Here is a 13,224-nt window from a genome sequence, read left to right as displayed (position 1 = left end):
CGAGAGGTCACGCACGCAGCTTCATGGTCTGCATGATGACGGCGGACATCTCCTCCACGCTCTTCGTGGCGGAGTTGAGGAAGGGGACGCGGGTGCGCCGGTAGAGGTCCTCGGCGCGCCGCAGCTCGCGCGTGCACTGCTCGAGGCTGGCATAGCGGGAGTTGGGACGCCGCTCGTGCCGCACCTGGCTGAGCCGCAGCGGCGTGGTGGTGAGCCCGAAGCAGCGGGCTGCGTAGGGCGCGACGGTGCGGGGCAGGCCCTCGGACGGGAAGTCGTCGTCGGTGAGGGGGTAGTTCGCCACCAGCAGGCCGTACTGCAGGGCCAGGTACATCGTCGTGGGGGTCTTGCCGCAGCGCGAGGGGGCGATGATGATGACGTCGGCGATGTCGAGGGCCCGCATGCTCTGGCCGTCGTCGTGCTCGATGGCGTACTCCACCGCTCGCATGCGCGCGTGGTAGCGCTCCATGTCGCCCACGCCGTGGAACTGCCCGAGCTGCTCGGAGGCATCGGTCCCGAACGCCTGCTCGAGCTCCGTCAGGTGGCCGGCGAGCAGGTCCACGATGACCGCCCGAGACTCGGCGAGGATCGCCCGCAGGCCCGCCTGCTTCACCGTGGTGAAGACCACCGGCTCCAGACCGGCCGCCGCGGCGCGGTCGATCTCGGACACCACGCGGCGAGCGCCCTCGGCGGTGTCGACGAACGGGATCGTGTGGTGGTCGAAGCGGATGGCGGGGAAGTTCACCAGCAGCGCGCTGCCCAGCGTCTCGGCGGTGATGCCCGTGCTGTCCGAGACGAAGTACGCCGCGCGGCGCGCCACCGGCACGGGCGCCGTGGTGGGCGCCACCGGGACGGAGGGGTCGATCATCGCGGGTCCGGTTCGTCGTCGATCAGGGGATGCCGGCTCCGTGGGGAACCCGGCACGCACCACGCTAAAGCGAAGGAACCGTGCGACCCAGGGACTTTGGACCCGCAAGAACCGCGGATGTTTCGCGCAGGGCAATCCGGCGGGCGGGGGCCACGGCATCCGATCTCTAGGATGGAACGATGACCAGACCGCGTCTCTATTCCGGCATGCAGCCCTCGGCCGACTCCCTCCAGGTCGGCAACTACATCGGGGCTCTCATGCAGTGGCGCGACCTGCAGGCGTCCTATGACGCGTACTTCTCGGTCGTGGACCTGCACGCCCTGACGCAGCCGAACGACCCCGCGGAGCTGCGTGAGAAGACCCGTCGCACCGCCGCGCAGTACATCGCCGCGGGCATCGAGCCCTCGCGCTCCACGCTGTACGTGCAGTCCCACGTGCCCGCCCACGCGGAGCTCGCCTGGGTGCTGTCGACCCTCACCGGCTTCGGCGAGGCAGGGCGCATGACCCAGTTCAAGGACAAGTCCCAGCGCTACGGCGCCGACGCCACCTCGGTCGGGCTCTTCACGTATCCGGTGCTGATGGCGGCGGACATCCTGCTGTACCAGACCGACATCGTGCCCGTCGGCGACGACCAGAAGCAGCACGTGGAGCTCACGCGGGATCTCGCGGAGCGGTTCAACTCGCGCTTCGGGCAGACCTTCCGCGTGCCGATGCCCGTCATCCAGCAGGAGACGGCGCGCATCTACGACCTGCAGAACCCCACGGCGAAGATGTCGAAGTCGGCAGAGACGGATGCCGGCGTGCTGTGGCTGCTGGACGACCCGGCGAAGTCGGCCAAGAAGATCATGCGGGCCGTCACCGACAGCGAGGGCTCGGTGCGCTACGACCGCGATGCCAAGCCCGGAGTGTCGAACCTGCTGGTCATCTACGCCGCGCTCACCGGCCGGCAGATCCCCTCGATCGAGGACGAGTACGTCGGGCGCGGCTACGGGGACTTCAAGAAGGGCCTCGCCGAGGTCGTCGTGAACGAGTTCGGGCCGGTGCGCCAGCGCGCCCTCGACCTGCTCGACGACCCCGCCGAGCTCGACCGGGTGCTCGCCGCCAACGCCGACCGTGCCGCGGAGGTCGCCGACCGCACCCTCGCCGACGTGTACGAGAAGGTCGGGCTGCTCCGCCGCGCCTGACCCGGGCAACCCGCCTGCGCCGCGCCTGCGCTTGCGGGTGCCTCCGCTCGCGCTGACCCGCGTTCCCCCGCCGCGCGCCCGCCCCGCGCGCCGCCGCCCGCCACTCCTCCGCCCGCCGACAGCGAAGGGAGGGGATGTCGGGCACGGGAGGGTCGATGCAGCGGTTCCGGTCCGCCGCTGCCCGACATCCCCTCCCCCGGGCGTCGGCGGGCGGAGGACGACGCAGCCCACGGCGTCGGCGGCGCGTGCCAGGATGGGCGCATGCCCGAGATGCCCGAGGTGCAGGGGCTCGTCGACTTCCTGCGGCAGCGGGTGACGGGCGTCGCGATCGAGCGCGTCACGGTGGCCAACATCGCCGCGCTCAAGACCTACGACCCGCCCACGACCGCCCTGCACGGTGCCGGGATCACCGGCACCGAGCGCCACGGCAAGTTCGTCGACCTCGCCACAAGCGCCGGGCACCTGGTCTTCCACCTCGCCAAGGCGGGGTGGCTGCGCTGGTACGACCAGCTGCCGCAGACGGTCATCCGGCCGGGCAAGACCCCCATCGCGCTGCGGGTCGCGCTGAGCGACGGCTCGGGGTTCGACCTCACCGAGGCGGGCACGAAGAAGTCCCTCGCCGTCTACGTCGCGCGCGAGCCCGCCGACGTCCCCGGGATCGCGCGGCTGGGCCCCGATCCCCTCGACCCCGCCTTCGACCGCGACACCCTCGCGTCGCTGCTGGCCGGCCGCCGCACCCAGATCAAGGGCGTCCTGCGCGACCAGTCCGTCATCGCCGGTGTCGGCAACGCCTACAGCGACGAGATCCTGCACGCCGCGAAGATGTCGCCGTACGCGCTGGCGACGAGCCTCGACGACGCCGAGATCGACCGGCTGTACGCGGCGCTGACCGAGACATTGACGGATGCCGTCGCCACGGCATCCGGAAAGCCCCCCGCCGATCTCAAAGACGCCAAGCGCCGGGGCATGCGCGTCCACGGCCGCCGGGGCGAGGCGTGCCCGGTGTGCGGGGACGAGGTGCGCAGCGTCTTCTTCGCCGACAACTCGCTGGAGTACTGCCCCACCTGCCAGACGGGCGGCAAGATCCTCGCGGACCGGCGCCTGTCGCGACTGCTCAAGTGAGCCGGGTGCTCAGCGCTCGTTCGTGCCCATGAGGGTGCGGGCGTCGTCGTCGACCCAGTCGAGGGACTTCGTGACCGCCTTCTGCCACATGCGGTACCGGCGCTCCCGATCGTCCTCGCCCATCGCCGGGGTGAAGCGCTTGTCTTCCCGCCAGTGCTCGCGCAGCTCGTCGAGGCTTCCCCACACGCCCGTCGCGAGGCCGGCGGCGTAGGCGGCGCCGAGCGCGGTCGTCTCGACGACCTTGGGCCGGACGACGTCGACGCCGAGGATGTCGGCCTGGAACTGCATGAGCAGGTCGTTGCGGGTCATGCCGCCGTCGACGCGGAGCTCGTCCAGGCGCTGCCCGCTGTCGGCCACGACCGCCTCGATGACGTCCCGCGTCTGGAACGCCGCGGACTCCAGCGCCGCCCGCGCGATGTGGGCCTTGTTGACGTAGCGGGTGAGACCGACCAGCGCGCCTCGGGCGTCGGGCCGCCAGTACGGCGCGAAGAGGCCCGAGAAGGCGGGCACGAAGTACGCGCCGCCGTTGTCGTCGACCGATCCGGCGAGGTTCTCGACGTCCTCGGAGCGCTGGATGATGCCGAGGTTGTCGCGCAGCCACTGCACGAGCGACCCGGTCACCGCGATCGAGCCCTCGAGAGCGTAGCGGGCGGGCTCGTCGCCGATCCGGTACGCGACGGTCGTGATGAGCCCGCGCCCGGAGCGGACGATCTCGGTGCCGGTGCCCACGAGCAGGAAGTTGCCCGTGCCGTAGGTGTTCTTGGACTCCCCGGCCTCGAACGCAGCCTGCCCGAACGTCGCCGCCTGCTGGTCGCCGAGGATGCCGGCGATCGGCACGCCCGCGGCCACGTTCGGCACCTGGGTCTCGCCGAGGACGGCGCTCGATGAGCGGATCTCGGGCATCATCGACCGCGGGATCCCCCATGTCGCCAGCAGCTCGTCGGCCCAGTCGAGCGTGGACAGATCCATCAGCAGGGTGCGGCTGGCGTTGGTGACGTCGGTGACGTGGATGCCGCCACGGCTGCCCCCCGTGAGGTTCCACACGACCCAGGTGTCGGGCGTGCCGAACAGCAGGTCGCCCCGCTCGGCGGCGTCTCGCGCGCCAGGTACGTGATCGAGGATCCATGCGATCTTCGAGGCCGAGAAGTAGGTGGCCAGCGGCAGGCCCGTCTGCGCGGCGAACCGGAAGGTTCCATCGGGGCCGCCCGCCAGCTCGTCGACGAGCTGCTGCGTGCGGGTGTCCTGCCAGACCAGCGCATTGTGCACCGGTCGGCCGGTGCGCCGGTCCCACACGATGGCCGTCTCGCGCTGGTTGGTGACCCCGATCCCCGCGATGTCGGCGGCGGTGAGACCCGCCCGGTCCATCGCCGCCGCCACCACCCATTCGGTGTTGGTCCAGATCTCGACCGGGTCGTGCTCCACGCGCCCGGCGCGCGGCATGATCTGCTCGTGCTCGCGCTGGGCTGTGGCGAGCGGCTCGCCACGGTCGTCGAAGACGATCGCGCGCGTCGAAGTGGTCCCCTGGTCGATGGCCAGCACGTGCCCGGGCACGGCGTCTCCTTCCCGGCCGAAGCCGCCTACGTCGTCGTCGGCGCCGCGCACACGGCGGCGGTGTGGGTCAGGCTATCGCGCGCATCGCGCGGCAGCCGTTCAGGCGAGGGCGGCCTCGGCGTCGTCCCACGTCGGGTCCGCGGCGTGGACCAGCCGCAGGCCGCGGGCGATCTCGGCGCCGCGCGCCGCAGCATCCCACCCCATCACCGGAGCGACCGCGTCGGCGACCTCGGCGACGGCGTCGGGCGTCGCCGCGCCGACGAAGGCGATACTCGTGCGCCGCAGCAGGATGTCGTCGACGTGGACGACGTCCTCCGAGGCGGCGAGGTGGCGAAGCTCGCCGGTGGAGTAGTCCGGCAGGGTCTTCAGCGGCGCGTCGGCGGCGTCGGCGGCGACGGCGGCGATGAGGGCCTCGGCGTGCGTGCCGTAGCGGTCCAGCAGCAGCGCCGCACGGGCGCGGCCGATGCCGCCGGCGTGGTCGGCGAGCCACCGCTCACGACCGCGATCGGTCGTCGGGTATCCGCGGCCGCCTCCGATCGGCAGCGACCGGGTCGACCGGCGCCGTGGCGCGGCCAGCAGGCCGAGCGCGCGGTCGGCGAGGGACTCCGCCGAGGCGCGGAAGGTCGTCCACTTGCCGCCGACGAGGCTCAGCACGGTGGCGCCGCCGCCCGACAGCGTCGCCTCTTCGATGCGGTAGTCGCGCGAGACAAAGCCGGGCGCGAGGTCGTCGTGGCCGGGAAGGGGCCGGACGCCCGAGAAGCGGTGGACGATCTGCGAGCGGTCGACGGGGATGCCCGGCAGCACGTGGCCGATCAGGTCGAGGAAGTAGTCGACCTCGGCCTCGGTGCACACGATCGGGTCGGCCATGTCGTGCGGCAGGTCGGTGGTGCCCACGAGCACCCGCCCCTTGAGCGGGTAGATGAGGACGATGCGACCGTCCTTGTGCTCGAAGAAGAGCTCCCGGCCGCCGGTCGCCGTCAGCAGCTGGGGGTGGTCCAGGACGATGTGCGAGCCCTTGGTACCCCCCATGTACCGGGTCGGCGCTCCCAGCGCGCCGTTAGTGAGGTCGGTCCACGGACCCGAGGCGTTGATGACGACGGATGCCGTGAACGACGTCCGCTCCCCCGTCTCGGTGTCCTCGATGACGACGCCGCCGTCCTGCGCGCCGACCGCGGCGGTGTAGTTGGCCGCACGGGCATTGTCGCCGCCGGCGGCGCGTCCGTCGCGGATGAGGTCCAGCGCGAGGCGCTCGGGGTCGTGGAGCGAGGCGTCCCAGTAGGTGGCGGTGTACTTCACCCCGGGGTTCAGCTGCGGGAGCTGCGCGAGCGACTTCCGCCGACCGAGGAAGGAGTGCCGCGGCACCCGGCCGCCGCCGCGCGAGAAGGAGTCGTAGATGATGAGGCCGATCTTGATCAGCACGGCGCCGCGCTCGCGGCGGGCGCCCTTGCCGTGGCGCAGGAAGCGCAGCGGAGCGCTGAGGATGCCCGAGAAGGTGGTGTAGATCGGGATCGTGGTCCGCAGGGGGCGGACGTAGTGGGCGGCGGTGCGCAGCAGGCCGTTGCGCTCGGTGACCGCCTCGTGGACGAGGCGGAACTCGCCGTTCTCGAGGTAGCGGATGCCGCCATGGATCATGTGAGACGACGCGGCCGAGGCGCCCGAGACGAAGTCGTCCCGCTCGATGAGGGCGACGTCGACGCCCTGCAGCGCGAGGTCGCGGAAGGTGGCGATCCCGTTGATGCCGCCGCCGATGATCAGCACATCGGCGTGCGGGCGGTCGAACAGGGCGCGCGAGGAGCGCGGGTGGCTCGGTATCGTCATCGGTCGTCCTTTCGCTGCCGCCATTCTGCCAGTGATGAGAGTTGTTGCAGACTGTTTGCACATACGTGCAAAATGTGATGGTGAGCGACCCCCGGGATGAGCAGCAGTTGCAGCGGGCCTTCACCGCCGCGCATCTCTACTACGTCCAGAACAGGACGATGGATGCCGTCGCCCACGAGCTCGCCACCTCGCGCTCCACGGTCTCGAGGCTGCTGTCGCTCGCGCGCTCGAGCGGCATCGTCGACATCCGCATCACGTCGCCCCGCGAGGCACCCGCTCAGCTGGAGGCGCGCCTGGGCGAGGTGTACGGCATCCGCGCGTCGGTCGTGCCCGTCCCGCCCGACATCAGCGAAGAGGAGCGGCTGGAGCGCGTGGCGATGGCCGCCGCCCACGACTTCCACGACATGGTGGCCCCGGGCATGACGGTCGGCGTCGCGTGGGGCTCCACCATCGCCGCGCTCAGCCGGCACCTCGTCCCTCGCCACGTGCCGGACACCGTGTTCGTGCAGCTGAACGGCTCGGGCAACACCCGCACGACCGGGCTCGTCTACGCCACCGAGATCCTGCATCGCTTCGGCGCCGCGTACGGCGGCGCCGTCGAGCAGTTCCCCGTTCCCACCTTCTTCGACGACCCGGCGACCAAGCGCGCGATGTGGCGCGAGCGCAGCACGCGGCGGATCCTGGACGTACAGCGGCGGATGGACCTCGTCGCCTTCAGCGTCGGCTCGGCCGGCTCCCCCGTGCCCAGCCACGTGTACTCGGGCGGATACCTCGAGCGTGCCGACCTCGAGGCCCTGCGCGCCGACCGCGTCGTCGGCGACGTCGCCACCGTGTTCTACCGGGCCGACGGCTCCAGCGACGGCATCGCCCTGAACGACCGCGCGACCGGACCCGCATTCGAGGACCTGCGACGTGCACCCCGGCGCGTGTGCGTGGTGTCGGGGGTGTCGAAGCTGGTGAGCCTGCGCGGCGCGCTGGCGGCGAGGCTCGTCACCGACCTCGTCATCGACGAGGTCGCCGCCCGGTCGCTGGTTCCGGAGGACACGGAATGAAACCGCCGAGGGCGCGTTGAGTAGACTCTGAGCATCAACGTGCTCCGGGGTCGGTGAGAATCCGAACCGGCGGTGACAGTCCGCGAGCTGTGGCACCCGCATCCGATCGGATGCCGCCCCAGCCGATCCGGTGGAATTCCGGAACCGACGGTGATGCGACGGGTCAAGCCGTCGCTAGTCCGGATGGGAGGCAGCACGAGCGGCGCTTCGCGCGCCGTCGCTTCCCGCGCCCGGACGACAGGACGGACAGGAACAGCGATGGCAGCCGGCGACATCGAGCGCGACGCCATGCGGCGTGCGCTGCGGATCGCGCGCAACGGGCCCCGCGGAGTGAACCCGCAGGTCGGCGCCGTCCTGCTGGGCGCCGACGGCGCGGTCCTCGCCGAGGGCTGGCACCGCGGAGCCGGCACGCCCCACGCCGAGGTCGACGCGCTGTCCAAGCTCGCCCCCGGCGCCGCGCGCGGGGCCACCGCCGTGGTGTCGCTCGAGCCGTGCAACCACCACGGCCGCACGGGCCCCTGCTCCGAGGCGCTCATCGCCGCAGGTGTCGCCCGCGTGGTCTACGCCATCGCCGATCCGGGCGAGGAGTCCTCGGGCGGCGCGCAGCGGTTGCGCGAGGCGGGCGTGTCGGTCGAGGGCGGCGTCTGCGCCGACGAGGCCGACGCCCTGCTGTCCTCGTGGGTCGCCGCCCACCGCCTGGGCCGACCGCACGTCACGGTCAAGTGGGCGCAGAGCCTGGACGGCCGGGCCGCCGCCGCGGACGGGACGAGCCAGTGGATCACCGGGCCCGCCGCCCGCGCCGACGTGCACCGGCGCCGCAGCCGCGCCGACGCGATCATCGCCGGCACCGGCACGATCCTCGCCGACGACCCCGCCCTGACCGCCCGCGCCGAGGACGGCGCGCTGCTCGCCGACCAGCCGGTACCGGTCGTGATCGGCATGCGCGACGTCCCCGCCGGAGCCGCTGTGCGGCGGCACCCGCACCCGATGCTGCAGTACGCCGACCCGCGGTCCGCCCTCGCCGACCTCACCGCCCGCGGCATCCACCGCGTGTTCGTCGAGGGAGGGCCGACGCTGGCCAGCGCCTTCCTGCGCGACGGGCTCGCCGACGAGGTCCTGGTCTACCTCGCCCCCGTGCTGCTGGGCGGCGACCGGCTGGCCCTCACCGACATCGGCGTGGCGACCATCGCCGACGCCCGGCGCCTGCGCACCTCGCGGGTGGACCGCCTCGGCGCGGACCTGCTCGTGATCGCCCACCCCGCCGACCCCCACCGCCCCGGCGGCGAAGAAGGAGCCCCCTGATGTTCACCGGAATCGTCGAGGAGATCGGCGAGATCACCGAGGTCACGGATGCCGGGGACGGCGTCCGCGTCATCGTCCGCGCCCCGAAGGCGGTGTCGGATGCCGGGCACGGCGACTCCATCTCGGTCAGCGGCGTGTGCCTCACCGTCGTCGATCGCGGGACGGACTGGTTCGCCGCCGACGTCATGCGCCAGACCCTCGACATGTCGACCCTCGCCGGCGCAGAGCCCGGGCGGGCCGTGAACCTGGAGCGCGCCACCGCCGTGCACGGGCGCCTCGGCGGGCACATCGTGCAGGGGCACATCGACGGCACCGGCGAGGTGCTCGAGGTGCGCCCCGGCGAGAAGTGGCGCGTCGTGCGGGTCTCGCTCCCGGCATCCCTCGCCCCCCTCGTCGTGGACAAGGGCTCGATCGCCGTCGACGGGGTCTCGCTGACCGTCAGCGCGGTGAGCCCCGCCGACGCCCCCGAGGGCTGGTTCGAGGTGTCGCTCATCCCCGAGACCCTCGAGGCCACGACCCTCGGCGCGCGCGCCGCGGGCGACCGGGTCAACCTCGAGACCGACATCCTCGCGCGGCACGTCCAACGGCTGCTCGCATTCGCTCCGACGGCGCCCGCCGTCCCGACCGAAGGAGGCTCACGGTGAGCCTTGCCACCATCCCCGAGGCCCTCGAGGCGCTGCGCGCCGGCCGGCCCGTCATCGTCGCCGACGATGAGAACCGCGAGAACGAAGGCGACGTGGTCCTCTCGGCCGCGCTCGCCACCCCCGAGTGGGTCGCCTGGACCGTCCGCTGGTCCAGCGGATTCATCTGCGCCCCGATGCCCGCCGAATGGGCCGACCGCCTGGACCTGCCGCCCATGGTCGAGGTGAACGAGGACGCCCGCGGGACGGCGTACACCGTCAGCGTGGATGCCGCGGACCGCATGAGCACCGGCATCAGCGCGGCCGACCGCGCGCACACCCTGAACGTCCTCGCCGACCCGGAGTCGGTGCCCACGAGCGTGATCCGCCCGGGCCACATCCTGCCGCTGCGGGCCGTCGAGGGCGGCGTGCGCGAGCGCGGCGGCCACACCGAGGCCGCCGTCGAGCTCATGCAGCTCGCGGGCCTGGAGCCCGTCGGTGCCATCGCCGAGGTGGTCGCCGACGACGGCTCGATGATGCGTCTGCCGGGGCTCATGGAGCTCGGCGAGCGCGACGGCGTGCCGGTCGTGACGATCGAGCAGCTGGTCGCCTATCTCGAGCAGAACCACCCGCGCGAGAGCGCCTCGCCCGCTCCGCACAAGCGCCGCGTGAGCCTGCGCGCCGAGTCGCTCGTCCCCACCTCGCACGGGTCCTTCCGGTTCCTGGCCTATAAGGACCGCGTGACGGGGACCGATCAGCTTGCCGTCGTGTCGGGGGACCTGTCGGCCGAGGCGCCGCTCGTGCGCGTGCACTCCGAGTGCCTGACGGGCGAGGCGTTCGGTTCGCTCAAGTGCGAGTGCGGCCCGCAGCTGGATGCCGCGCTGGACACCATCGCCCGCGACGGCGGCGTCGTGATCTACATGCGCGGTCACGAGGGCCGGGGCATCGGCCTCATCAACAAGCTGCGGGCGTACAGCCTGCAGGAGCGCGGCCTCGACACCGTCGACGCCAACCTCGCGCTCGGTCTTCCCGCCGACGCCCGCGAATACGCCGCGGCAGCCGGCATCCTCGCCGACCTCGGCGTCGAGAAGGTGCGGCTGCTGACCAACAACATCGACAAGGTGGCGCAGCTGCGCGAGCTCGGCCTCGAGATCGTCGAGCAGGTGCCCCTCATCGTCGGGGTCGGCCCCAACAACCACCAGTACCTGCAGACCAAGCGCGACCGCATGGGTCACGTGCTGCCGGACGAGGACTTCGCCGACGCGGTCGCCCGGATGCACGAGGGCCAGACTCACGACGGACAGACCCACGAAGGAGAGCGGGCATGAGCGGCAAGGGCGCACCCCAGACCACCGAGGCGGTCGACGGCACGGGACTGGACGTCGTGATCGTCGCGGGCATGTGGCACGAGACCATCACCGACGGCCTCATCGCCGGCGCCGAGCGCGCACTCGAGGCCGCCGGCGCCCGCTGGCGGCTGGTGCGCGTTCCGGGATCGTTCGAGCTGCCGGTGGTGAGCAAGGCGGTGCTGGATGCCGGCGCCGACGCCGTGGTCGCCCTCGGTGTCATCATCCGGGGCGGCACCCCGCACTTCGACTTCGTCTCGTCTGCGGCCACCGACGGGCTCACCCGGGTGGCGCTGGACACCGGCAAGCCCGTCGGCTTCGGCGTGCTCACGCTCGACGACGAGGCCCAGGGCCTCGCGCGGGCGGGGCTGCCGGATTCGCACGAGGACAAGGGGTTCGAAGCCGCCGACGCGGCCCTGCGCACCGCCGTCCTCCTGCGCGCCGTGCGGGGCTGAGCCGCCCTCCGGTCGTAGTCTCGAGCCATGGAGACCCTTCGCCACATCGTCGTGTTCATCCACCTCATCGGCTTCGCGGTGCTGTTCGGCGCGTGGGCGGTCGAGGCGGTCGCCCGCCGCGTGCAGATCACCCGGCTGATGAACTGGGGACTGGCGATCGCCGGTGTGGCCGGACTGATCCTCGCCGCGCCGTGGGGCGTGGAGTACGAGCTGAACTACGCCAAGATCGCCGTGAAGCTCGTCGTGCTGCTGATCATCGGCGCCCTGCTCGGGATCGGCGCCGCGCGCCAGCGCCGCAAGGCCGGCGTGCCCGCCGCGATGTTCTGGGGCATCGGCATCCTGACCGCTCTCAACGCCGCGCTCGCCGTCATCTGGCGCTGAGCCCGGTCGCCGCCCCGTCCGCTATGTCTTCCCCCTCCACGGCCACGGCCGCTCCCGCCAACCCGCGCTCGCGCGTCATCACCGCGAGCCTGGTCGGCACCACGATCGAGTTCTACGACTTCTACGTCTACGCCACCGCGGCCGTCCTCGTCTTCCCGATCCTGTTCTTCCCCACCGGCAACGACACCACGGCACTGCTGGCCTCGTTCGGCGTTTTCGGCGCCGCGATGATCGCGCGGCCGCTCGGCGCCGTGATCTTCGGCCACTTCGGCGACCGCTTCGGGCGCAAGGCGACCCTCGTCGCGTCGCTGCTGACGATGGGTGTCGCGACGTTCCTGATCGGCTGCCTGCCGACCTTCGACGACATCGGCTGGTGGGCGGCGCTGATGCTCCTGGTCCTGCGCCTGGCGCAGGGCTTCGCGCTGGGCGGCGAGTGGTCGGGGGCGGCGCTGGTGGCCACCGAGAACGCCCCCGTGGGCAAGCGCGCCTGGTACGGCACGTTCCCGCAACTGGGCGCGCCGCTGGGCTTCATCATCGCCAACTCGGTCTTCCTCGCCATCAACTACCTGCTCCCCCACCCCGACGGGGCCGGGCAGCGCTCGGCGGAGTTCCTGGCGTGGGGATGGCGCGTGCCGTTCCTGTTCTCGGCCGTCATGGTGATCATCGGCCTGTGGGTGCGGCTGCGCCTGGTCGAGTCCGAGACCTTCACGAAGGCGGAGCAGAAGGGCGCGATCCGCAGGTTCCCGCTCGGAACCGTCATCCGCCGGCACTGGTGGCACCTGATCCTCGGCACGTTCATCATGCTGGCGACGTACGTGCTGTTCTACCTGATGACGAACTTCACGCTGTCGTACGGCACCAAGGCCGCCGACCTCGAGACCGCCTCGGCCGCGGCGCAGGCGGCCGCAGAGGCCGCCGGAAAGCCCTTCGACGCCGCGGCGTTCGCCGCTCAGTTCTACCCGGGCCTCGGCTTCGCGTACACCGACTTCGTCCTGATGCAGATCATCGGCGTCGTCTTCTTCGGCATCTTCACGCTGCTGTCGGGCCCCATCGCCGACACCATCGGCCGCCGCCGCCTGCTGCTGTGGGTCACCGGGCTGATCGTGGTCTTCGGCCTGACGTTCAACCTGTTCCTGCTGCCGCAGGCCGACCCGAAGTTCACCGGCGCCCTCGCGCAGGCCTTTCTCATCTTCGGCTTCATGCTGATGGGCTCGACCTTCGGCCCGATGGGCGCCGTGCTGCCCGAGCTGTTCCCCACCAATGTGCGGTACACCGGCTCGGCCGTCGCCTACAACCTGTCCTCGATCCTGGGCGCCGCGCTCGCCCCGATCGTCGCCGTCGCCCTGTGGGCGGCCACCGGCGGCAGCCCGTGGCTGGTCGGGGCGTACCTGTCCGCGATGGGCGTCCTCACCTTCGTGGCGCTGATCCTCTCACCCGAGACCAAGGACGTCGACTACGAGGCGGACCTGGGAGTGGGAGCCACCGGCTCGCTCTGATCACGACGACGAACGGATGCCGCGGCCCCGGC

12 protein-coding genes and 1 riboswitch are annotated in these 13,224 nt (G+C 72.0%); of the genes, 9 read left to right on the top strand and 3 right to left on the bottom strand.

Features of this window, described 5'->3' with window-relative positions; genetic code table 11:
- Nucleotides 1–7 precede the first annotated feature (7 nt).
- Nucleotides 8–865, bottom strand: a complete 858-nt coding sequence (locus ACYVF4_RS10730; protein WP_460722504.1) for a pyruvate, water dikinase regulatory protein — start codon at nt 863–865, stop codon at nt 8–10.
- Nucleotides 866–1,044: 179 nt separating this feature from the next.
- Here ACYVF4_RS10730 and trpS point away from each other — a divergent pair, with 179 nt between their 5' ends.
- Both trpS and ACYVF4_RS10720 read left to right on the top strand, forming a co-directional pair.
- Nucleotides 1,045–2,049, top strand: a complete 1,005-nt coding sequence (gene trpS / locus ACYVF4_RS10725) for a tryptophan--tRNA ligase (RefSeq protein WP_460722502.1) — start codon at nt 1,045–1,047, stop codon at nt 2,047–2,049.
- Nucleotides 2,050–2,310: 261 nt separating this feature from the next.
- A complete protein-coding gene (locus tag ACYVF4_RS10720; protein ID WP_460722500.1) occupies nt 2,311–3,171 on the top strand; it encodes an Fpg/Nei family DNA glycosylase in 861 nt (286 codons plus the stop codon).
- Nucleotides 3,172–3,180: 9 nt separating this feature from the next.
- Here ACYVF4_RS10720 and glpK read toward each other — a convergent pair whose 3' ends face one another.
- Both glpK and ACYVF4_RS10710 read right to left on the bottom strand, forming a co-directional pair.
- Complete coding sequence (gene glpK / locus ACYVF4_RS10715) at nt 3,181–4,722, bottom strand: glycerol kinase GlpK (RefSeq protein ID WP_460722498.1); 1,542 nt, start codon at nt 4,720–4,722, stop codon at nt 3,181–3,183.
- Between the two features lie 99 nt (nt 4,723–4,821).
- On the bottom strand, nt 4,822–6,540 hold the full coding sequence (locus ACYVF4_RS10710) for a glycerol-3-phosphate dehydrogenase/oxidase (RefSeq protein WP_460722496.1): 1,719 nt from the start codon (nt 6,538–6,540) through the stop codon (nt 4,822–4,824).
- A 77-nt stretch (nt 6,541–6,617) separates the two neighbouring features.
- On the opposite strand from ACYVF4_RS10710, the gene ACYVF4_RS10705 reads away from it, so the two are divergent.
- The 7 genes from ACYVF4_RS10705 to ACYVF4_RS10675 all read left to right on the top strand — a co-directional run bounded on the left by ACYVF4_RS10705 (nt 6,618) and on the right by ACYVF4_RS10675 (nt 13,192).
- Entirely contained in the window at nt 6,618–7,592 is a 975-nt protein-coding gene (locus ACYVF4_RS10705) for a sugar-binding transcriptional regulator (protein WP_460722494.1), read from the top strand.
- A 36-nt stretch (nt 7,593–7,628) separates the two neighbouring features.
- Nucleotides 7,629–7,792: riboswitch (FMN riboswitch) on the top strand.
- A 58-nt stretch (nt 7,793–7,850) separates the two neighbouring features.
- The gene (gene ribD / locus ACYVF4_RS10700) at nt 7,851–8,894 is read left to right on the top strand and encodes a bifunctional diaminohydroxyphosphoribosylaminopyrimidine deaminase/5-amino-6-(5-phosphoribosylamino)uracil reductase RibD (RefSeq protein ID WP_460722492.1); all 1,044 of its coding nucleotides are present in this window, start codon (nt 7,851–7,853) and stop codon (nt 8,892–8,894) included.
- On the top strand, nt 8,894–9,538 hold the full coding sequence (locus ACYVF4_RS10695) for a riboflavin synthase (protein ID WP_460722490.1): 645 nt from the start codon (nt 8,894–8,896) through the stop codon (nt 9,536–9,538). Before ribD ends, ACYVF4_RS10695 begins: the two co-directional genes overlap by 1 nt.
- Nucleotides 9,535–10,842 (top strand): GTP cyclohydrolase II, encoded by a 1,308-nt coding sequence (ribA, locus tag ACYVF4_RS10690; RefSeq protein WP_460722488.1) that lies wholly within the window; start codon nt 9,535–9,537, stop codon nt 10,840–10,842. The genes ACYVF4_RS10695 and ribA overlap by 4 nt, the downstream gene beginning before the upstream one ends.
- Entirely contained in the window at nt 10,839–11,315 is a 477-nt protein-coding gene (ribH, locus tag ACYVF4_RS10685) for a 6,7-dimethyl-8-ribityllumazine synthase (protein WP_460722486.1), read from the top strand. Before ribA ends, ribH begins: the two co-directional genes overlap by 4 nt.
- A gap of 27 nt (nt 11,316–11,342) precedes the next feature.
- Nucleotides 11,343–11,696 carry a Fe-S protein gene (locus ACYVF4_RS10680; protein WP_460722484.1) on the top strand — a complete coding sequence of 118 codons (354 nt, stop codon included), beginning with the start codon at nt 11,343–11,345 and terminating at the stop codon, nt 11,694–11,696.
- A gap of 23 nt (nt 11,697–11,719) precedes the next feature.
- Entirely contained in the window at nt 11,720–13,192 is a 1,473-nt protein-coding gene (locus tag ACYVF4_RS10675) for an MFS transporter (protein WP_460722482.1), read from the top strand.
- Nucleotides 13,193–13,224 lie beyond the last annotated feature (32 nt).

It is taken from the genome of Microbacterium aureliae (assembly GCF_054780155.1).
The sequence above is the reverse complement of the archived record's forward strand: the minus strand, read 5'-3'. Positions and strand labels throughout refer to the sequence as shown.